A 20465-nucleotide genomic window follows, 5' to 3' on the forward strand; every position below is an offset into this window, starting at 1 on the left:
GGGAGGGGTGGGGTCAGCGGTGAGGTGGCCGGTGTCGGCCAGCCGGACGAGGCGCCACGCCCCGTCGACGAGCGCCAGCTCCGTCAGCGCCCCGGGCGGGACGCCGTCCTCGACCAGGCCCGTCGGGACCGCGGCGTCGCCGACGGCGGTGCGGAGGAAGTCGACCGTGACGCCCCCGTGGGTGACCGCCACCACCGGCGCCGTCGCCAGCCGGCGCAGCACGACGTCCAGCCGGTCCTCCGCCGCACGGGAGGAGTCCCCCGCGCGGGGCATGTGGTCCCGGTCGGCGCTCGCGCGGCGCCAGTCGGCGAGGAAGTCCTTGACCGACTCCGTCCCCGGCACCCACTCCATCCGCTCGGCGAGGTCGGGCTCCACGTGCGTCCGCACCCCCAGCGCCCGCGCCAGCGGCGCGGCGGTCTGCCGGGTGCGGCGGCGAGGGCTGGCGTGGAGCCGTCGGATGCCCTGGTCCGCGAGCGCCGCCGCGACGTCGTGGGCCTGCCGGACCCCGCGGCGCGTCAGGCCCGGGTCCGCGCCAGGGCCCTTCTCAGCGTGCTGGGCGAGGACGACGGTGACACTCACGCCCCGAGGTGTACCGGAACGCTCAGCCGGCGACGAAGCACCCGTCGACCAGCACGGGCACGACGTCGCTCACGCCGACCTCGGCCGCCACGTCGACGTCGGCGGCGAAGCCCAGGTCGCGCAGCTCCCGGCCACTCACACTGTCGCGCAACGACTCCCGAACGTCCGACACCGCACGGTAGGCGTCGGCCGCGTCCCGGGCACGTGCGGACAGCACCCACCCGCGGTCCTCCAGACCCGACAGCACCGCCCCCGCACCCCAGAGGTCCTCCTCGGCCCGGCGCAGCCCGGCTGCTTCCCGTTCCCCCGCGGCCAGCACCAGGAGCGGACCGCTGGGCGGGTTCCGCGCGAGGCGCCCGGCGAGGGCGTCGGCGTTGCGCAGCGAGCCGGCCAGCACCACCAGCCCCAGCCCGGCGGCGACGGAGGTCAGCGTCGCGCCGTTGGGTGACGGCAGGACGATCCGCCGCAGGCCGGGGCCGGCCGCGCGGACGCTCACCGGGGACAGGCTCACCTCGCCCGCCCGCGCCCGCGAGCGCCCCACCGCCAGCACGGCCCCTCGTCGCCGGGCGTCGTCGGCGGCGGTCGCGTCGGCCCAGGGGTGGGGCACGACCTCGACACCACGGTCCAGCGCCACCGTGACGGTCGTCGTGAAGGACAGGACGTCGACCACGACGACGGCCGTGACGTCCGGGCCGAGGCGCTGCAGGTCGTCACGTCCCCAGCCGGTGCTGACGGTCACCGGACTCCCCCCTGGTCCCGACGGGGCGCGACTGTCGGCTGCTGCCACAGTGCGAACGTGACCCACCGACGCGGCGTCCGGCTCGCCGCCCTCCAGGAGGCTGCGCGCACCCGGTTGTGGCCGGTCCCCGTCGCGGGGGTCGTCCTGGCGGTGCTGGCCGGGCTGCTGCTGCCCGTGCTCGACGCGCGGCTGGACGCCCACCTGCCCGGTCCCGTGGCGGACGTCGTGTTCGGCGGCGGCGCGGGCGCCGCGCGCACGGTCCTGGACGCCGTCGCCAGCTCGCTCATCACGGTCACGTCCCTCACCTTCTCCCTCACCGTCGTGACGTTGCAGCTGGCGAGCAGCCAGTTCTCCCCGCGACTGCTGCGCACCTTCACGCAGGACCGCTTCGTCCACACGACCCTGGCCGTCTTCCTCGCGACCTTCACCTACGCCCTCACGGTCCTGCGCACCGTCCGCAGCCCGAGCGACGACGGCAGCGGGCTCGCGTCGGCGGCCGTCGTCCCGCGCATCTCGGTGACGGTCGCCTTCCTGCTGGCGGTGGCGAGCGTCGTCTGCCTCGTCCTGTTCCTGGCCCACCTGGCGCGCGAGATCCGCGTCGAGACCATGCTCGCGCGGGTGCAGGCCGAAGCCTGCCGGACCGCCGACCTCCTCTACCCGAGCGACGGCACGGTCACGTCCACGCCCCCGGACGAGGAGGTGCAGGTCCCGCCGTCGGCCGTCCCGGTGCCGGCGACCCGCTCGGGGTTCCTGAGCCTGGTGGACGAGGAGGCGCTGCTCGACGTGGCCGTGGGAGCGGGCGTCACCGTCGTGGTGGACCGGCTGCCGGGCAGCTCGGTCGTCGCGGGGACGCCGCTCGCCTGGTGCTGGACCACGTCCGGCGACCCCGTCGCACCCGCCGACCTCGACCAGGTCCGCGCGGTCGTGCGGACGGCCGTGGTCGTCGGACCGGAACCGACGCAGGCGCAGGACCTCGCGTTCGGGCTGCGGCAGCTCGTCGACGTGGCGAGCAAGGCCCTCTCCCCCGGCATCAACGACCCGACGACGGCCGTGCACGCCGTCGGTCACGCCTCGGCGTTCCTCTGCTCCGTCGCGGACCGCCGCCTCGGCGACCAGGTCGCCCGCGACGACGAGGGGGTCCTGCGCCTGGTCGTGCGACGGCCGAGCGTCCCCGCCCTGCTGGACCTGGCGGTTGCGCAGCCGCTGCGCTACGGCGCGGCCGACCCCGTCGTGCTCACCCGGGTGGCGGCGCTGCTGGGGGAGGTCGCCTGGTGCACGTCCCGGCCCCCGGTCCTGGACGCGGTGGGCGCGCAGCTGGCCCGCCTGGAGACCGTCGTCGGCGCGCAGGCCTTCGACGAGGTCGAGCGGGCCCAGCTGCAGGCGGAGGTGGACCGGGCGCGGTCCGCGCTCTCCCGGGCCACCGTGGCCCGCTGAGGGGCGGGAAGCACACCTTCCGCCCTCCGGGGCCGCGCGTGAGGGGCGGAGGGAGTGTTCTCCACGCGGGCGAGGGGGTCAGCGGACGGTGCGCACCCACGCGCTGAACGAGCGCAGCGACCCGGAGCCGGGGCGGCGCAGCCACGGCCACGGGTGCAGGGCGGCGACGTCGAGGCGGGCGGAGCGGCGCGCGAAGCCGGGCACGGGTGCGAAGGTCACGGCGAGGCGGCGGCCGGCGAGCTCGGTGACGGGGTCGCCGAGGTGGACGTCGCAGCCGAGCTCGGCGAGCGTCTCGGCCAGGAACACCAACCGCTTGCCGGACAGGCGCAACCGGCGCAGCAGCGGCTCGTCGAACACGAAGACGGCGGGCAGGTCGGAGTGCGCCGCCAGGGCGGGGTCGGTGTCGCCGAGGGACTCCGCCGTCAGCCAGACGGTGTCGGGGTCGCCCTGCACCTCCGGCCGCTTCGGGCCCGCGTCGGTGGGACCGCCGGCCAGCCCCTCCGGCGGCTCGATGCGCGGGCCGGCCTCGGTCTCGGGCCAGTCCTGGACGGGGCACGCCCGCTGCAGCGCGCACGTCCCGCACAGGCCCGGCGCACGCTTCTCGACCTGCCACCGGCTGAACCCGTAGACCTTCCCGGTGCCCGTGCCGACGGCCCACTGCCAGCCGAGGCGGTTGGCCGCGGCGGACCCGTCGAGCAGGTGCCGGTACATCTCGTGGGCGCCCTCGCGCCAGTCCGCCCCCGCCCGCACCGACCACTGCGAGGCCAGCCACATGCGGGTCTGGTTCACGAGCCAGCCGTCCTCGTGCAGCTCCCCCGTGGTGGCGGCGACGCAGGCCATCTCCTCCGGCCACGGCTCGCGGGTCCACGGCTGCGCGGGCACGGGGGCGCCGAAGCGCAGGTGCTCGCCGTTGGCGCGCCCGACGCGGGCGTAGAGGTGGCGTGCGTACTCCTGCCAGAGCAGCTCGTCGCGGAACTTCGACCGGTCGCGGGCGGGTGCGTCCTTCGCGGCGGCCCAGACGGCGGGCAGCGGCAGCAGACCGTGGCGGATGTACGGCGACAGCCGCGTCGCCCCTCGACGGTGCTCGGGCGCGACCTCGTTGCGGCGGGCGGCGTAGCCGGTCAGGTCGAGGCCCGCGAGGGCGGCGTCGGCGGCGGACTGCCCCCCGCGCACGGCGGAGGCCGCGACGTCACCGGGCCCCTCGACGGTGAGGTGCCCGAGGTGGGTGCGGACCCAGTCGAGCACCGCCGGGCGGCCGGTGGGCGGGGAGGGCAGGCGGGGCACGGCGCCATCCTGGGTCCGGCGTGCGCCCTCCGCCCGCCCGGAGGCACCCTGGGGACGTGGACCAGCCGACCGCCCCGCGCACGTCGACGCCGCGCTTCGTCGTGGCGTCCGTGGTCGCCGGCCTGGCCGCGGCGCTGCTGGCCGCGCTCGCCTTCGGGGACAGCCCGGTCCGCGCCGCGCTGGAGGGGGTGGCCGTCGTGGTGGTGCTCCTGGCCCTCGGCGGGGCGGAGCGCTGGACCCGGGGCACCTCGCGCTGACCCGTGCAGGGCGGCACGGACTGGCGCACGATCCGCAGCCGCCTAAGCTGCCTCCGCAGACGAGAGGAGCACCTGTGGACCTGCTCGGATCGATCCGGTCTCCCCGAGACCTCGACGACCTGACCCCGCAGCAGATGGTCGAGCTGGCGGCGGAGATCCGGCGCTTCCTCGTCGCGTCCGTCGCCAAGACCGGTGGTCACCTGGGTCCGAACCTCGGGGTGGTGGAGCTGACGCTGGCGATGCACCGCGTCTTCGACTCCCCCAAGGACCCGATCATCTTCGACACGGGGCACCAGTCCTACGTGCACAAGCTGCTGACGGGACGACAGGACTTCTCGCACCTGCGCGAGCGCGGCGGGATCGCCGGGTACCCCCAGCGCAGCGAGTCCGAGCACGACATCGTCGAGTCCTCCCACGCGTCGGCGTCGCTGTCGTGGGCCGACGGCATCTCGCGCGCGTTCAAGCTCGGCGGGCAGAGCGACCGCACGGTCGTCGCGGTCGTGGGCGACGGGGCCCTCACGGGCGGCATGACGTGGGAAGCGCTCAACAACATGTCCCACGACAACGACCGCCGGCTGGTCATCGTCGTCAACGACAACGGGCGGTCCTACGGCAACACCATCGGCGGGATGGCGCGGTTCCTCAGCACCGTGCGGACGCGCAGCGAGTACCGCCGCCTGCACGAGAAGAGCCAGGCCGCGGCCGACCGCTTCGGTTCGCCCGGACGGGCGTTCTACCGCGGGCTGCGCGGCGGGATGCGCGGGTTCCTCGCCCGGTTCACCGACAACGAGGCGCTGTACTCCAACCTGGACATCAAGTACGTGGGGCCGGTCGACGGCCACGACCAGGAGGCCGTGGAGCAGGCGCTGCGCCAGGCGCGCGACTACGGGACGCCGGTCATCGTCCACGCCATCACCGAGAAGGGGCACGGTTTCGAGCCGGCCCTGCGCGACCAGGCCGACCAGTTCCACGCCGTCGGCAGGATCGACCCCACGACGGGCGAATCCCTCGAGGTCGCGGGCGGGACGACGTGGACGTCGGTGTTCTCGAAGGAACTGGCCGACCTCGGCGAGGAGAACTCGCGCATCGTCGCGATCACGGCCGCCATGCTGCGCCCCACCGGGTTGCACACCTTCGCCGAACGCCACCCCGAGCGGGTGTTCGACGTCGGCATCGCCGAGCAGCACGCGGTGACGACGGCCGCGGGCCTGGCGTACGGGGGGCTGCACCCCGTCGTCGCCCTCTACGCGACCTTCGTGAACCGCGCGTTCGACCAGGTCCTCATGGACGTCGCCCTGCACAAGGCGGGCGTGACGTTCGTGTTCGACCGCGCCGGGGTCACCGGGCCGGACGGCCCCAGCCACCACGGCATGTGGGACCTCGCTCTCCTGCAGGTGGTCCCGGGCATCCGGATCGCCGCGCCGCGCGACGCCGCGACGCTGCGCGAGGAGCTCGCCGAGGCCGTGGCCGTCGAGGACGCCCCGACCGTCCTGCGCTACCCCAAGGGTGCGGTCGGGCCGGACGTCCCGCGGGTGTTCCGGCTGCCCGACGGGGTCGACGTCCTCGCCGAGGCCCCGGACTCCTCGCGGGACGTCCTGCTCGTCGCCGTCGGTTCGATGGCCACGACGGCGCTGGAGACGGCGTCGCTGCTGGCGGCGCAGGGCATCGGCGCCACGGTCGTCGACCCGCGCTGGGTCGTCCCGATCGCGGGTTCCCTCGTGGAACTGTGCCGTGAGCACCGCCTCGTCGTGACGATCGAGGACGGCGTCCGCGTCGGCGGCATCGGCACCCGGCTGCGCCAGGACCTCCGCGAGGCCGACGTCGACACGGGCGTCACCGAACTCGGGCTGCCCGACGAGTTCCTGGACCACGCGTCGCGCACCGAGATCCTGCGCGACGCCGGCCTGGACGCGCAGTCCATCGCGCACCGGATCATCGACCAGGTCATCGGGACGCGCCTGCCGCAGGCCCGGCCGTTGCGGGAACGCTCGACCGTGGGAGACCGCGGCGACCTGCCCGACTGACGCGTCAGGGCAGGCGGGCGCGCAGGGCGGCGAGGAAGTCGTCCGCGCCCGCCATCTGCTCGGCCAGCTTGTCGCGGCGTTCGCGCACGTCGTCGATCGCGCGGCGCAGTTCCAGCTCCAGCTCCGGCGCCTGCGCGCCCTCCCGGTCGACGCGGTCGAGCACCTGCAGCACGTGCCGCATCTCGTCGAGGCTGAACCCGAGGGGTTTCATGCGCCGGATGGTCAGCATGCGCTGGATGTCCGACTCGCTGTAGAGCCGGTAGTTCCCCGCGCTGCGGGCGGCACTCAGCAGGCCCTGGTCGTCGTAGTAGCGCACGGTCCGGTGCGACAACCGGACGCGCTCGGCCACCTCGCCGACCTGGTAGACGGCCCCGTCGGCGGTGCTCGTCCCGTCGTCGTGCTGTTCCGTGCTCACCCGGGCCAGCTTAAGCGCGTCGACGGCGTCCCCCGGTGACCCAGGCGGCGTCCTTGTGGGACAGGGCGGGCGACTCGACGAAGCGCCACGACAGCGCGGCCACCCCGGCCGTGACGGCGAGGCTGACGAGGACGAAGGCGGCGCCGACGGCGTCCGCGAGCCCCGCCGTCGCCAGGACGAGTGCGATCGGCCAGTGCCAGACGTAGACGCCGTAGGACAGGTCCCAGCGCGGCCGCCAGCGCAGCGGCAGCCGCACCACGGCGTAGAGGAAGGCGTAGGCGAACGCCGGCCCGGCCAGGGCGCGGTAGTCCGGCAGCAATGCGAGCCCGGCGGCCACGAGCGCGACCGCCGCGACGGCCAGGGGCAGCGACAGCACGAGGCGGTCGGCGTAGAGGTGCCCGGCGACCCCGAGCAGGAACACGAAGGCGAACCGCAGCATCAGCTCGGAGCCGACGGGGTTGAACCCGGCGGTCGCCGAGACGGTCGTCGCCCACAGCAGGGCCAGCAGGACCAGGACGACCCAGCGGCGGCGGGCGAGGACCCCGACCACCCCGAGGGCGGCGACGATCCCGTAGCAGGCGGCCTCGTAGAACAGCGTCCACAGCGACCCGTTGACGACGGAGCCGCTGCCGTCGTCGCCGAGGCCGGCGATCCCGAACTGCCGCATGAGGAGTGCCGCGTTCGAGGTGACGTAGCCGACCGCGGAGTCGGGACCGGAGAACACCGACGTGGGCCCCCGACCCGAAAGCACCGCGAGGACCGGCGCGACGACGAGGGCGGTGAGCGCAAGGCTGACGTAGAAGGCGGGCAGGATGCGCAGCGCGCGGTGCCAGACGAACCGGCGGAAGGACCCCAGGCGCAGCCAGCTGCGCGCCACGAGGAACCCGCTGAGCACGAAGAACCCGTCGACGGCGAGGCTGCCGACGTCGGTCGCGCCGACCTCGGGCTGGTGCCCGAAGCCGAGGTACGTCGTGTGGACGACGGCCACGGTGAGCGCGAGGGCCAGCCGCAGGACGTCGAGCGCGTTGTGCCGGGGGTCGAAGGCCGTGGCCAGCGTCCGGCCCCGCGACGGTGAGGCGTGCCGGGCGGCAGGGACGCGCTCGGTGGAGCGGGTGCCGGTGCGGCCGGTCGCCGTCGGACTGGTGCGGGTCGTCACGTGACCTCGTCTCGAGTGGGGGGCCGCGCGGGGCCGGTCGGCTGCGCGGAGGGCTGGGGAGGAGGCGAGCCGCCGTCCACGAGCACCTCCCCCGAGGCGTGCTGACGACCCGAACCCTACCGTTACGTGAAGGTAGATTCTCAGAGGGCCGTCCGCAAGCGGTCCGGTGGTCCCGCTCCCCAGGCGCTCCGAGAGCCGGCCCGGTGGGCGACGACGGAGCAGGCCGGCGGCAGGCGCACGACCTCTCGTCAGCCCGCCCACACGACCCCCCAGGAAGGCGCCGTGCGCCGCGCCGCCCTGTTCCTCGAGAAGCGTTGTGGTGCAGACACTTCCTGAACTGACAGCAGGCGCGCGTCAGCCGCACCCAGGACGCCCACCGGCGGCCGGGCAGCACGCCCGCGCGTCCCGGTCGGCGCTTGCGCCGACACCGCGCTCCGGAGGGCCCACCGGGGCCGACCCGGAACCACGACCCCACCCCGTCGGACGCCGGTCCACACGCAGCGTCACGGACGGCGACCCTTCGTCGACGGCATGGGGCGACGCGCCGTAACCTTCTTCTCACGTCAAGGTAGAGTCGAAGACGCCGACGCTCCCCGATCGACCGCCACGGCGGTCCGGAGCGCCCTCCACGCCCTCCCCCGGTCTCCCTCGGAACGGACGCCTGTGACCACCACCGCCCTGCCCCCCCGACCGCTCGCCCGCATCCGCCGGGGCCTGCCGTCGCCGACCGTCCTGCGCACCGAGGTGCTCGCCGGCCTCGTCGTCGCGCTCGCCCTCATCCCCGAGGCCATCTCGTTCTCGATCATCGCCGGGGTCGACCCCCGCGTCGGCCTCTTCGCCTCCTTCACGATGGCCGTCTCGATCGCCGTCCTCGGCGGGCGACCGGCCATGGTCTCCGCCGCCACCGGAGCGGTCGCCCTGGTCATCGCCCCGGTGGTGCGCGAGCACGGCCTGCAGTACCTGCTGGCGACGGTCGTCCCGGGCGGTCTGATCCAGGTGGTCCTCGGGCTCCTGCGGGTGCCGCGCCTCATGCGGTTCGTGCCGCGCAGCGTCATGGTCGGGTTCGTCAACGCCCTGGCGATCCTCATCTTCTGGGCGCAGGTCCCCCACCTCGTCGGGGTGCCGTGGCTGGTCTACCCGATGGTCGCTGCGGCCCTGGCGATCATGGTGTTCCTGCCCCGGCTGACGACCGCGGTGCCCGCGCCCCTGGTCGCGATCGTCGTCCTCACCGTCCTGACCGTCGTCGCGCACCTGGCGGTCCCGAACGTCGGCGACGAGGGCGCCCTGCCCGACAGCCTCCCCGTCCTCGCCCTGCCCGACGTCCCGTTCACGCTCGAGACGCTGCAGATCATCGCCCCGTACGCCGTGGGCATGGCGCTCGTGGGGCTCATGGAGTCGCTCATGACGGCCACGCTCGTCGACGAGGTGACCGACACCCGGTCGTCCAAGACGCGCGAGGCGTGGGGCCAGGGCGCCGCCAACGTCATCACCGGGTTCTTCGGCGGCATGGGCGGCTGCGCCATGATCGGCCAGACGATGATCAACGTCCGCGCCGGCGCCCGCACCCGGTTGTCGACGTTCCTGGCCGGGGTGTTCCTGCTCGTGCTCGTCGTGGGCCTCGGCGACGTCGTCGCGGTCATCCCGATGGCCGCGCTCGCCGCCGTCATGGTCATGGTCGCCGTCGGGACCTTCGACTGGCACTCGGTGCGCCCCGGGACGTTGCGCCGCATGCCGCGCAGCGAGACCGCGGTCATGGTGACGACGGTCGTGGTCGTGGTGGCGACGCACAACCTCGCGATCGGGGTCGTCGTCGGCGTCGTCGTCGCGGCACTGCTCTTCGCCCGGCGGGTGGCCCACCTCGTCGAGGTCGACGGCGAACTCAGCGACGACGGCGCGGTGAAGACGTACCGCGTGCACGGCGCGCTGTTCTTCGCCTCCTCGAACGACCTCGTCGGGCAGTTCGACTACCCCGGCGACCCGTCGCGGGTGGTCGTCGACCTGTCCGACTCCCACGTCTGGGACGCCTCGACCGTCGCGGCCCTCGACGCCGTAACGACGAAGTACGCGGCGCGCGGGACGTCGGTCGACATCGTCGGTCTGAACGACGCGAGCGCACAGATGCACGAACGTCTCGCCGGGCACCTCACGTCCGCGCACTGAAACTCTCTCGCCCCTCCCCCTCGCGACCTCCTACCGTTCGGACGGCCGCGCGGAGAGGAGGTCCGGATGTCGTCGACCACCGAGGTCAGCGTCCACCGTGCTGGAACCACGGAACTGCCCGGAGCCCCGCCCACCGCACCCGTGACCGTCGCCGTCGTGAGGTTCCTCCTCGTGCGGCGACGGGAACGCCTGCGCCGGGAAGCGTTGCGGCGCAGCGGGTCGTGGCCTCTGTCCGTGTGGTGGGACGAGTCGCTGGGGAACTGCCGGGAGTGAGCCGGTTCCGGCCCGGAGTTCCCGGCCGCGCACCGGAACTGCGACCGCGCCGACCGTGGCGCCGTCCCCACACCTGCACCTACCTCGGGCCGGCCGTGGGGACACCCGTGGCTGCCCCGTCAGGACCCCCCGCGGAACGAGCGGAGCCTCCCTCACTCCGGCGGCGTCAGCTGCTTCGGCAGGCACACGTTGCCGCGCTCGGCGGCGGGGGTGCTGGCGAACATGCTGGCGCACCAGGTCCGCACGTCGTCGGCGTTCCCGAACGGGCCAGCGGCCAGCGTCACCCAGTAGGGGTTGTCCCGCTTGTCGACGAGGCCGTCGCCGAAGTCGGTGGTCTTCAGGACGAACACGTCGCCGCCCGCGACACCGGAGGCGATCTCCTTGCTCTGGGCGAGGATGTCGGCGGCGTAGAAGGTGCTGCTCCCGTTGGCCGCGGTCTGCACCGGGTCCGTCGTCCCGACGCTCTTGGCCGCGAGCTGGGCCACCCACTGGCCGTCCGGCGGGTGGGCCTCCAGGCCCGTGCGGCGCAGTTCCTCCAGTTCGGTGGTGGCGGCCGCGTCGGCAGCGGCGGTCCCCCCGGCGGGGCGGCCGGTGGCGGAGGAGGCGGGCGCGCTGGTCGGGCCGCCCGCGGTGCCCTCCTGGGCGGCTGGGGCCGACGTCGCGCCGACGGTGCGGGCGGCGAGGACCCCGAGCAGGGCGACGAGGACGAGGGCGAGGACGGCCGCGACGACCTGCAGCCGCCGCGGCGGGCGCAGGGGCGGCGGGTGGTCCTGGTGGTCGCCGCTGTCGTCGCGGACGACCTGGGGTTGCGCGGGGGCCAGAGTGCCGGTGCCGGTCACGGGAGGCGTCGGACCGGACGCACCGGACTCGCGGGGGCCGGGGTCGAACTGCTCCCACCAGGGTGCACCCGCCACGACGACCTCCCGGCGCCCGGGTGCGACCGTCGCACCCTCGTCCCGCGCCCCACGCACGCCCCTCCGACGCCGTGCGCGGCGGAGGGGTTCCCGCACGGACCCAGCATGCCCCGCCGGGGCGGCCGGGTCGCGCCGAGCGGGTCAGGCCCAGCCGGCGAAGACCTGCGTCCAGTAGGTGCCGGCGGCACCGGGCGCCTCGGCGATCCCGACGGAGGCCAGGCGGCAGTCCAGGAGGTTCGCGCGGTGGCCGGGGCTGGCCAGCCAGGCGTCGACGACGCCGTCGGCGTCGTAGCCGTAGGCCACGTTCTCGGCCGTGCGCACCGGGAACGCCCCGACGGCGGCCAGGCGGGTCCGCGGCGAGCTGCCGTCGGCGCCGGTGTGGGTCATGGTCCCGGTCGCGGCCATCTCGGCGCTGTGCGCCTCGGCGGCCGTCTCGAGGGCGGGGTCGAGGACCAGCGGCGCGCAGCCGACGGCGGCGCGGGCGGCGTTGGTGCGGTCGAGCACGTGCAGCGCGGCGGGGTCCACCTCGCGGGTCGTGTCGTCGGCCGACGCGGGGGCGGCGAGCGCGACGACGAAGGTCGCGGCGAGGGTCGTGGTCAGCGCGGCCGCGGTCAGCGGGCGCCGGGAGGACCGCGGGGAGACCCGCGGGAGGGACGTCGTCATGCGGCGCACTCAACCAGTCCTGTGCGTCATCGAGGGTTCGGTTGTGAGATGAACCACACGATCCGTGGCTGATTCATCACTGTCCGTCAAGGCCTGATGAGAGGTGGGACGCAGCGCCGGCCTCGACGGTTCCCGACGGGCCCCGGTGGACGACCACGCGCCCCTTCCCGGCCCGCTTCGCCGCGTACATGGCCTCGTCGGCGTCGCGCAGCAGCTCCTCGGTCGGCGCAAAGCCCCGGCACCAGCGCACCCCGATGCTGGCGCCGACGACCGCCTGGTGCCCGACCCCCGCGTGCCCGCGCACCGACAGCGGGTCGCGCAGCGCGTCGAGCACGCGCCGGCCGATCGCGACCAGGTCGTCCTCGGTGCTCGTCCCCGGGCAGACGACGGCGAACTCGTCCCCACCCAGGCGCGCGACGGTGTCGCCCGGGCGGACGCACGCGGTCAAGAGGGCGGCCACCTGGACGAGCAGGTCGTCCCCGGCCTCGTGCCCGGCGGTGTCGTTGACCGCCTTGAACCCGTCGAGGTCGACGTACAGCAGCCCGACGTGCCCGACCCCCCGTCCGGCCGCGGCCACCGCGTGCTCCAGGCGGTCGGTGAACAGGAGCCGGTTCGGCAGTCCCGTGAGGGCGTCGTGCAGAGCCTGGCGCTGCAGTTCGGCCTGCGCCGCACGGCGTTCGGTGACGTCCTCGACGAGGCAGAGCATCGTCACCTCACCCCCGCGCAGGCGGACGAGGGTGGCGGTGACGTCCGCCTGCAGGGGCTCGTGCCCGTCCCGCCCGATCTGCAGGTGGAGCCGCTGCTCGGCGGTGAAGCCGCTGAGCACGTCCGCGAAGAGGTCGTCGCCGCTCTCCCCGCCCAGGAAGATGCCGCCGACGTCGGTCCCGAGGAGGTCCTCCTCGGCCCGGCCGGTGAAGCGCGACAGCGACCGGTTCACCCGCTGCAACCGGCCCGCCTCGGGGCCCGACGCCCGCACGAGCGCGATGCCGACGGGGGCCGCGTGCAGGGCGGTCCGGAACAGGGCCTCGGAGTCCTCCAGCTCGGAGACGTCGGTGGCCATGCCGATGAACCCCTCCACACCGCCGCCGGCGCCGATCAGGGGGGACGTCGTCAGGCTCACGGGGAACGTCCCGCCGTCGCGGTGCCGGAAGGAGAAGCGGGCCGTGCGGGCCCCCTGCTCCGCGACGCGGAAGAACAGCTGTCGCGGGTCGTCGAGCCCCTCGGCCGCGGCGGCGGCCCGCAGCTCCTCCGGCACGAAGAACCGTGCCGAGTCGGTGCCGACCACCTCGGCCGCCGTCCAGCCGAGCATGCGCTCGGCCCCCTCGTTGAACAGCGTGGTCAGACCGTCGGTGTCGACGGCGACGATGGCGTGCTCGGTGGCCGCGGCCAGGACGCCGGAGACGAGCTCGTGGGCCTGCGCGACGCGCTCGGCGGCGGCCCGCACCTCCGTGACGTCGTGGAAGGCGGCGACCACGCCGCCGCTCCACGGGACGCCGTCCACGCGCGGCAGCGGGCGGGCGCTGACGTTGAGCAGCACGCCGTCCGGGTGCTGCGCGGAGACGAACCGCAGGTCCTCGGCGTCCACGTCCTCACCGCGCAGGGCCCGCGCGATCGGGACGTCCCCGTCCGCGTGGGGCGAGCCGTCGGGTCGCTGGAACGCGATGCGTCCACCCCACTCGCTCCGCGTGGCCCGCGTCCCGCCCAGCAGCCGCTCGGCGGCCGGGTTGCGCAGGAGGGAGTCACCGCGGGCGTCGAAGACGCAGACGGCGTCGGAGATCGAGGCGAAGACGACGGCCAGCAGGTCCGCCTGCTCGGCGGCCTGCCGCGCGTTCTCGGCGCTCTCGTCGCGGTGCAGGGCCAGCACGAGCGTGATGAAGGCGAGGACGCCGGTGAAGGCCTCCGCCGTCACGGCCTGCAGGTCCGGGGGCAGTTCCGACCAGGGCCCGCGACCGGCCCAGGTGGCGGCGACGACGACGCCCGCGGCCACGACGACGTGCACCGTGGCGGCGGTCGTCGTGCGCCGCAGGGCTACCCAGACCGCGACCGGGATGACGAGGAAGGCCACGGGCGCGCCCTGGCTGAACCAGAAGGTGAGCCCGTAGGCGACGAGGGCGGCGCCGTGGATCGCCAGCTTCTCCGCGCGGCGCGCCCGGCCCCCGGGGGCGTCCGGCGCTCGTTCGGCGGTGCGCAGGACGACGGCCAGCACGAGGAAGGTGGAGACGCCGGTGCGCAGCAGCCACTGCCCGGCGGACAACCCCAGGGGCACGCCGGCGCAGAGGAAGGCGAGCGCGGCGACGGGCGTGGAGGCGAGGCCGCCCACGGAGGCCGAGAGGGCCAGGGACCGCAGGTGCGCGGGGGTCCGCAGCAGCAGACCGGCCGGTTCGAGCCGGCGGTGGGTGCGGGCCCCGACGACGGCCTGCACGAGCGCGGCGGCCCCCAGCAGGACGGACTCCGCCACGGGCATGGACGTCAGGACGCGCAGCAGCGCGGTGAGCAGGACGAGGAGGGCACCGTCGACGACGCGGTGCCGGCCACCCGGTGAGCCGGCGATCCAGAGCAGACCCACGGCCGAGGCGGGCCACACGATCGCCAGGTGCGCTCCCTCGGCGGTCGCGCTGCGCCCCACCAGGACGGCGGCCGCGAAGAGGAGCGCGAAGACCACGCGGCGACGCCAGGTCCCCCGCAACCAGGCGGGTTCCCCGGGCGCGTCGACGAGGCGTCCGGGCACGGACGGCACGCGAACACCCCCTCGACGCGAGAGACCTGTGGCGCGCCGGAGCGAGGCGCACCACAGGTCCCATCGGCCCGTCGGGTGGGGGGCTTGAATCAGCCCTTCGAGCTGAACGCCGCGTCGAAGGCGGCGGCCGGGGGCTGGAACAGCTCGCCGAGGCGGCGGACGAAGGCGAGGGCGTCGGGCGCCCCGCGCAGCCGGTCGACGCCGGCGTCCTCCCACTCCACGCTCGTGGGGCCCTCGTAGGCGATGTTGTTGAGCTCGCGGAAGATCAGCTCCCACGGGACGTCGCCGTGGCCGACGGACGTGAAGTCCCAGCCGCGGCGGGAGTCCGCCCACGCCAGGTGCGAGCCGAGGCGGCCCGCGCGGCCGTCGAGCTGCTTGCGCGAGTCCTTGCAGTGCACGTGGTAGATCCGGTCGGCGAAGTCGCGCAGGAACCCGATCGGGTCCAGGTCCTGCCAGACGAAGTGCGACGGGTCGAAGTTCAGGCCGAACGCCTCGCGGTGGCCGATGGCCTCCAGCGCCCGCTTCGTCGTCCAGTAGTCGTAGGCGATCTCGGACGGGTGGACCTCGTGGGCGAACTTCACCCCGACCTCGTCGAAGACGTCGAGGATCGGGTTCCAGCGGTCGGCGAAGTCCTGGTACCCGGCCTCGACCATGGCGTCGGGGGTGGGGGGGAACATCGCGACGGTGTGCCAGATCGAGGAGCCGGTGAACCCGGTGACGGTCTTCACGCCGAGGCGGGCCGCGGTGCGGGCGGTGTCCTTGACGTACTCCGCCGCACGCTGCCGGACGCCCTCGGGGTCCCCGTCGCCCCACACGTCCACGGACACGATGTCCTGGTGGCGCTGGTCGATGAGGTCACAGACCGCCTGACCGGACAGGTGGGCCGAGATCGTCCAGACCTGCAGGCCGTACTTGTCGAGCGTCGCCTTCTTCTGCGCGATGTAGTCGTCGTCCCTCGCACCGCGCGTGGAGTCGAGGTGGTCGCCCCAGGTCGCGATCTCGAGGCCGTCGAAACCCCACTCGGAGGCGAGGCGGCAGACCTCCTCGAAGGGCAGGTCGGCCCACTGGCCGGTGAACAGGGTGACGGGGCGCGGGGTCTTCAGCGGTTCAGCCACGGTCTCTCCTCAGATGCTCGTGTAGACGGAGTCGTTCTCGGCGCTGCGCTGCACCGCTTCGAGGACCTGCTGCACCTGCAGGCCGTCGGCGAAGCTCGGCGACGGGTCGCGCTCGTCGGCGATCGCCCCGAGGAACTCCTGCAGCTCGTGGACGAACGGGTGGTCGTAGCCCAGGCCGTGACCGGCGGGCCACCAGTTCGCGACACCGGGGTGCTCGGGTTCGGTCGCCAGGATCCGGCGGAAACCGTTCTCGGCGTCCGGCAGTGTCCCGTCGAAGAAGTGCAGTTCGTTCATGGACTCGAAGTCGAAGGCGATCGAGCCCTTCGAGCCGTTGACCTCGATGCGCATGCCGTTCTTGCGGCCCAGCGCCATGCGCGTCGCCTCGAACGTCATGAGCGCCCCGCCGTCACCGCGGCCGAAGAACACGGCGGCGTCGTCGACGGTCACGTCGCCGTACTCGCTCGACGCCTCAGCGCCGAGGCCGGTGTTCGCTCCCGTGCGGGTCGCCTCCAGCGGGCGCTGCTTGACGAACGTCTCGACCGTCCCGGAGACGCCGGTCAGGCGCTGACCGGTGATGAACTGCGCGGCGTCGATGATGTGGGACCCGATGTCCCCCAGCGCACCCGCGCCCGACCGGTCCTTCTGCAGCCGCCAGGTGAGCGGGAACTCGGGGTCGACGATCCAGTCCTGCAGGTACACCGCGCGCACCTGGCGCAGCTCGCCGAGACGGCCCTGCTCGACGAGCTGGCGGGCCAGGCCGATGGCCGGGACCTGGCGGTAGTTGAACGCCACCATGCTGCGGACCCCGCGCGCGGACGCCGCCTGCGCGGCCTCCGTCATGCGCTGGGCCTCCTCGACCGTCTTGGCCAGGGGCTTCTCGCAGATGACGTGCTTGCCGGCCTCGAGCGCGGCGATGGCGATCTCGGCGTGGGAGTCGCCCGGGGTGAGGACGTCGACGACGTGGACGTCGTCGCGCTCGATGAGCGTGCGCCAGTCGTCGACGCCCTCGTCCCAGCCGAACTGCGTGGCGGCGGCCTGCGCGCGGCCCAGGTCGCGGCCCGCGAGCGCGACGCGCTTCGTGCGGAACCGCGGGGTGCCGACGTGGTCGACCGTGCGCCAGGCGTGCGAGTGCACCGCCCCCATGAAGGAGTGGCCGACGACGGCGACCCCGAGTTCCGGCAGTGCGTTCTGGTCAGCGGACATGCGGGCTGGTCCTCCCGGGACGTCGTCGTCGTTCTCTGGCCGTGCGGGTGGTGCTGGTGCGGATCGTACTAACCGGTTCAGGGTCGCGGAACGAGCGGGGTGGACCCCGCGCGCACCGAGGAGCGGCGGGTCACGAAGGCCGGGACGCGCCGCACCTGGGCGGGCCCCGCCCCCCGCTCGAGGAGGTCGAACAGCCACGTCATCGCCTGCCGGGAGACGTCGCGCGGGTGGGTCGAGACCGCGGTGAGCGGCACGGTGAAACCCGTCGCCTCCACGTCGGTGGCGAGGGCGACGAGGTCGAGGTCGGTGCCCGGGCGCAGTCCCGCCTCCTGGACTGCGTGGACGACGCGGTTGAGGTGGGCCGTCACCAGCAGCGCCTCGCAGCCGCCGGCCAGGACGGCCTGCACCTGCTCCTCCACGCGGTCGCGTTCCAGCGGCACCCAGTCGAGGGCCACCCCGGCGGCCGCGGCGGCCTCCTGCGCGGCGTCCCGGAACCGGGGGACGTAGTTCAGCCCTCGGTCCACCGTCTCCGAGCCCCACACCAGCGCCGAGACGCGGGGGCTGGCGGCGAGCTCGCGGACGAGGAGACGGGCCCCGTCCTCGAAGTCGAAGTCGATGCAGTGCAGTCCTTCAGCGTCGTCGGGGAACCCGATGAACAGCGTCGGCACCCGCAGTTCGCGGGCGATCGCCGCGCGCGGGTCGTCCGAGCTGACCTCCATGACGACCACGGCGTCGCACAGCGCCCGGCCGGCGACGCGCCGCAACCCGTCCACGCCCTCCTCGGCCGTGACGATGAGGACGTCGTGGTCCCGCGCCCGCGCGGCCAGCGTGATCTCCTCGATGAAGGCCATCAGCCCGGTCGCGCCGAGCGCAACGTCGAACGGCATGACGACGGCGACGATCTGCGTCCGCTGGCTGGCCAGGGCGCGGGCGCCGGCGTTCGGCTGGTAGGTCAGCTGCGCCATCGCGTCCTCGACGATGCGGCGGGTGCGCTCGGAGATCGGCCGCTTGCCGCTCATGACGTAGGACACGGTGCTCTGGGAGACCCCCGCGACCCGCGCCACGTCCTTGCTCGTCACGGTGCGACCCGTGGCACCCCGGTTCCCGGCCACCGCGCGCCCCCCTCCCCCAGCGCCCGACTCCTGCTCGTCGATGCGCATCGACCGCACCGTAGTGCAGGGCGTCCTCCGGGACAACGGTCCTCAGGGCCGGGGACCGGTGCGCGTCCAGCGCCGCAAGGTCCGCCGGCCGCCCGTGGTGGCCAGGCAGCGGGGGCACGTCCACCGGACGCGGTCACCGCTGCCGCCGGTGAGGGCGTCGAGGTCGGAGAACTCCACGTGCGGGAACCGGGCCAGCCCCGCGCGGCGCAGCGGGACCCCGCACACCGTCGCGTTCCGCCCTGGTTCCCACGCGTGGACCTCGCCCGCGGGCAGCCGGCTGACCCCGTCGTCGGGGACCCAGCTGCCGCTCGCCGCCGTCCTCACGGTCGTGCCGTGGGGACGACGCTGCGGAAGGCGCGGGACAGCACGGCTGGGCAGGCCACGGCGGTACCTCCGGAGAGCGGGGCAGCCGTGGGTTTCGACCGGTTCCACCGTACCCACGACGCGCCCCGCTCCGCCCGGCGTCCGGCGGATCCGGTCAGCGACCGCCGGTGAGGGCCGCGCGCACCGACGACCAGCCCTTCAGGGCCGTCGCGACGTCCTCGCGCTGCTCGTCGGCCAGGGCCCGGGCGTAGGCGCGGTCCAGCACGTCGTCCAGCTGGACGCGCGCCCCGGAACCGGCGGACTCCACGGCCGCCTCGACCATCGCCAGGCTCAGGACGTTGTCGTGGACCTCGCCGGAGAACGCCGCCCCGCGGGTGAGGAACGCGACGAACGCCGCGAGCGATCCGGCGATCTCCTGGCCGGGGTCGCTGAACTCCCCCGGCTCGCCGTCGGCGTCCAGCACCGGGCGGTCGTCGCCGTTCCAGACGGCCGCCCCGTTCGCACCCGACAGTCGCCACGACCCGTTCCACGACGTCTCGACGCCCGGCGCGCACCAGGACCCGGTGAACGTGTACCGCGCGCCGGTGGACATCTCGAACACCGCGGCGGCGTTGGCGTCCCCGGAGTACCAGGACCACGGCGGGTTGAAGGACTCGCAGTACACCGACACCGGTTCGGCGCCGAGCAGGTACCGCGCCAGGTCGAACTGGTGGATGGCCATGTCCACGAGCAGCGGCTGGGCCATCTCCTCCCGGAACCCGCCGAAGTGCGGGGCCTTGAAGAACTCCGTCGACAGCGAGCCCAGGTCGCCCAGCACGGCGGCCTGCGCGCGGAACTCCTCCACGTGCGGGTTGTACCGCCGCGACTGCGAGACGAGGAACGGCTGCCCGCTGACCTCCGAGGCCGCCACGAGCGAGAGGGCCTGCGCCACGGTCGAGGCGACCGGCTTCTCGCCCAGGACGGGGAACCCGGCGAACAGCGCGGCGGTCGTCACGGGGTGGTGGGCCTGCGGGACGGTGACGTTCACGACGGCGTCCGCACCCACGCGCCGGGCGACCTCGACGACGTCCTGCCCGACGGGCGTGTCCGCGGCGGCACCCCCCTCGACCTCGGCCAGCGCCGCCCGGGCGACGTCGAGGTCCAGGTCCACGACCCCGGCAAGCTCGGCGTCGGGGTTGCGCAGGATGGTGCCGAGCCAGGCGCGGCCCATCCCGCCGGCGCCCACCAGCACGAGGCGGGTCACTGCTGCTTCTCCGGGTCCAGCGCGCCCTCGTACCCGTGGCCGTTGTAGAAGTCCTCGGTGTCGTAGCGCAGCAGCACCGGCGCCGTCCGCTCCGGCCGCACGGTGACGGCCCACTCCACGGCGTTGGAGATGACCTTGCGGACCCCTTCGTGGAAGTACGTCGGGAAGTCCTGGTCTCCGGGGCGGAAGTAGAAGATCTTGCCGAAGCCGCGCTTGAAGGTGCAGCCGGAGCGGAAGACCTCCCCGCCGGAGAAGCTGGAGATGAAGACGAGCTCGTCGGGGGTGGGGATGTCGAAGAACTCCCCGTACATCTCGTCCTCCTCGATCACCATGGGGTGCGGGACGCCCTGGGCGATCGGGTGGGTCGGGTCGACCGTCCACAGCAGTTCGCGGTCGTGCTCCGAGCGCCAGCGCAGCGTGCAGGAGGTCCCCATGAGGCGGGTGAACACCTTCGACCAGTGCCCGGAGTGCAGGACGATGAGCCCCATGCCGGCCAGGACGTGCCGCTGCACGCGTTCGACGACCTCGTCGGACACCTCGTCGTGGGCCGCGTGGCCCCACCAGGTGAGGACGTCGGTGCCCTGCAGGACCTCCTCCGTCAGGCCGTGCTCGGGGTCGTCGAGGGTGGCGGTGCGCACCGTCACGGCCTCGCCGAGGTTGGCCTCGATGCCCTCGGCGATCGCGCCGTGCATGCCGTTCGGGTACCGCTTCGCGACGTCGGGTTCGAGCTGTTCGTGGCGGTTCTCGCCCCACACGGTGACGTTGATCATCTCTGGTGCTCCACA

At 74.3% G+C, this 20465-nt stretch carries 18 protein-coding genes and 1 pseudogene; 5 read left to right on the forward strand and 14 right to left on the reverse strand.

The window, feature by feature from the left end; genetic code table 11:
- Positions 1-42: 42 nt before the first annotated feature.
- Positions 43-579: pseudogene (locus ACFEMC_RS19430) on the reverse strand (histidine phosphatase family protein); the annotation flags it as partial.
- Between the two features lie 22 nt (positions 580-601).
- Entirely contained in the window at positions 602-1318 is a 717-nt protein-coding gene (locus ACFEMC_RS19435; RefSeq protein ID WP_380171143.1) for a 2-phosphosulfolactate phosphatase, read from the reverse strand.
- A 57-nt stretch (positions 1319-1375) separates the two neighbouring features.
- On the opposite strand from ACFEMC_RS19435, the gene ACFEMC_RS19440 reads away from it, so the two are divergent.
- A complete protein-coding gene (locus ACFEMC_RS19440; RefSeq protein ID WP_380171144.1) occupies positions 1376-2752 on the forward strand; it encodes a DUF2254 domain-containing protein in 1377 nt (458 codons plus the stop codon).
- Positions 2753-2830: 78 nt separating this feature from the next.
- Here the strand turns inward: ACFEMC_RS19440 and ACFEMC_RS19445 are convergent, their stop codons facing one another.
- Complete coding sequence (locus ACFEMC_RS19445; protein ID WP_380171145.1) at positions 2831-4036, reverse strand: FAD-binding domain-containing protein; 1206 nt, start codon at positions 4034-4036, stop codon at positions 2831-2833.
- 56 nt (positions 4037-4092) lie between these two features.
- Here ACFEMC_RS19445 and ACFEMC_RS19450 point away from each other — a divergent pair, with 56 nt between their 5' ends.
- Together ACFEMC_RS19450 and dxs are read left to right on the forward strand one after the other, a co-directional pair.
- A complete protein-coding gene (locus ACFEMC_RS19450; protein ID WP_380171146.1) occupies positions 4093-4293 on the forward strand; it encodes a hypothetical protein in 201 nt (66 codons plus the stop codon).
- Between the two features lie 74 nt (positions 4294-4367).
- Positions 4368-6317: a 1-deoxy-D-xylulose-5-phosphate synthase gene (gene dxs, locus ACFEMC_RS19455; protein ID WP_380171147.1), complete on the forward strand. Its 1950-nt coding sequence runs from the start codon at positions 4368-4370 to the stop codon at positions 6315-6317.
- A 4-nt stretch (positions 6318-6321) separates the two neighbouring features.
- On the opposite strand, the gene ACFEMC_RS19460 is transcribed toward dxs, so the two are convergent.
- Together ACFEMC_RS19460 and ACFEMC_RS19465 are read right to left on the reverse strand one after the other, a co-directional pair.
- Positions 6322-6732 carry a MerR family transcriptional regulator gene (locus tag ACFEMC_RS19460; RefSeq protein WP_380171148.1) on the reverse strand — a complete coding sequence of 137 codons (411 nt, stop codon included), beginning with the start codon at positions 6730-6732 and terminating at the stop codon, positions 6322-6324.
- A 10-nt stretch (positions 6733-6742) separates the two neighbouring features.
- On the reverse strand, positions 6743-7888 hold the full coding sequence (locus ACFEMC_RS19465) for an acyltransferase family protein (RefSeq protein ID WP_380171149.1): 1146 nt from the start codon (positions 7886-7888) through the stop codon (positions 6743-6745).
- Between the two features lie 663 nt (positions 7889-8551).
- Here ACFEMC_RS19465 and ACFEMC_RS19470 point away from each other — a divergent pair.
- Complete coding sequence (locus ACFEMC_RS19470; protein ID WP_380171150.1) at positions 8552-10048, forward strand: SulP family inorganic anion transporter; 1497 nt, start codon at positions 8552-8554, stop codon at positions 10046-10048.
- A gap of 66 nt (positions 10049-10114) precedes the next feature.
- Positions 10115-10321, forward strand: coding sequence for a hypothetical protein (locus ACFEMC_RS19475; protein WP_380171151.1), 207 nt, complete (start codon positions 10115-10117; stop codon positions 10319-10321).
- Positions 10322-10473: 152 nt separating this feature from the next.
- On the opposite strand, the gene ACFEMC_RS19480 is transcribed toward ACFEMC_RS19475, so the two are convergent.
- The 9 genes from ACFEMC_RS19480 to ACFEMC_RS19520 all read right to left on the reverse strand — a co-directional run bounded on the left by ACFEMC_RS19480 (position 10474) and on the right by ACFEMC_RS19520 (position 20450).
- The gene (locus tag ACFEMC_RS19480; RefSeq protein ID WP_380171152.1) at positions 10474-11235 is read right to left on the reverse strand and encodes a hypothetical protein; all 762 of its coding nucleotides are present in this window, start codon (positions 11233-11235) and stop codon (positions 10474-10476) included.
- A gap of 141 nt (positions 11236-11376) precedes the next feature.
- Positions 11377-11898, reverse strand: a complete 522-nt coding sequence (locus ACFEMC_RS19485) for a CAP domain-containing protein (protein ID WP_380171153.1) — start codon at positions 11896-11898, stop codon at positions 11377-11379.
- Between the two features lie 76 nt (positions 11899-11974).
- Complete coding sequence (locus tag ACFEMC_RS19490) at positions 11975-14635, reverse strand: diguanylate cyclase domain-containing protein (protein WP_380171154.1); 2661 nt, start codon at positions 14633-14635, stop codon at positions 11975-11977.
- An 89-nt stretch (positions 14636-14724) separates the two neighbouring features.
- The gene (locus tag ACFEMC_RS19495) at positions 14725-15750 is read right to left on the reverse strand and encodes a sugar phosphate isomerase/epimerase family protein (protein WP_380171155.1); all 1026 of its coding nucleotides are present in this window, start codon (positions 15748-15750) and stop codon (positions 14725-14727) included.
- 9 nt (positions 15751-15759) lie between these two features.
- Positions 15760-16953 carry a Gfo/Idh/MocA family protein gene (locus tag ACFEMC_RS19500; protein WP_380171156.1) on the reverse strand — a complete coding sequence of 398 codons (1194 nt, stop codon included), beginning with the start codon at positions 16951-16953 and terminating at the stop codon, positions 15760-15762.
- 77 nt (positions 16954-17030) lie between these two features.
- Entirely contained in the window at positions 17031-18032 is a 1002-nt protein-coding gene (locus ACFEMC_RS19505; RefSeq protein WP_380171157.1) for a LacI family DNA-binding transcriptional regulator, read from the reverse strand.
- Between the two features lie 123 nt (positions 18033-18155).
- Positions 18156-18437, reverse strand: a complete 282-nt coding sequence (locus ACFEMC_RS19510; RefSeq protein WP_380171158.1) for a hypothetical protein — start codon at positions 18435-18437, stop codon at positions 18156-18158.
- 154 nt (positions 18438-18591) lie between these two features.
- Positions 18592-19680, reverse strand: a complete 1089-nt coding sequence (locus ACFEMC_RS19515; protein WP_380171159.1) for a Gfo/Idh/MocA family protein — start codon at positions 19678-19680, stop codon at positions 18592-18594.
- Positions 19677-20450, reverse strand: a complete 774-nt coding sequence (locus tag ACFEMC_RS19520; protein ID WP_380171160.1) for a ThuA domain-containing protein — start codon at positions 20448-20450, stop codon at positions 19677-19679. Before ACFEMC_RS19520 ends, ACFEMC_RS19515 begins: the two co-directional genes overlap by 4 nt.
- Between the last annotated feature and the right edge of the window lie 15 nt (positions 20451-20465).

This window comes from Kineococcus sp. DHX-1, from assembly GCF_042473625.1.
In the GTDB taxonomy this organism is placed as follows: Bacteria; Actinomycetota; Actinomycetes; order Actinomycetales; family Kineococcaceae; genus Kineococcus.

Bases quoted from the DNA above. Each gene is read 5' to 3' on its own strand.
- ACFEMC_RS19475 (WP_380171151.1), top strand. From the start codon at position 10,115: ATGTCGTCGACCACCGAGGTCAGCGTCCACCGTGCTGGAACCACGGAA.
- ACFEMC_RS19485 (WP_380171153.1), bottom strand. From the start codon at position 11,898: ATGACGACGTCCCTCCCGCGGGTCTCCCCGCGGTCCTCCCGGCGCCCG.
- ACFEMC_RS19500 (WP_380171156.1), bottom strand. From the start codon at position 16,953: ATGTCCGCTGACCAGAACGCACTGCCGGAACTCGGGGTCGCCGTCGTC.
- ACFEMC_RS19520 (WP_380171160.1), bottom strand. From the start codon at position 20,450: ATGATCAACGTCACCGTGTGGGGCGAGAACCGCCACGAACAGCTCGAA.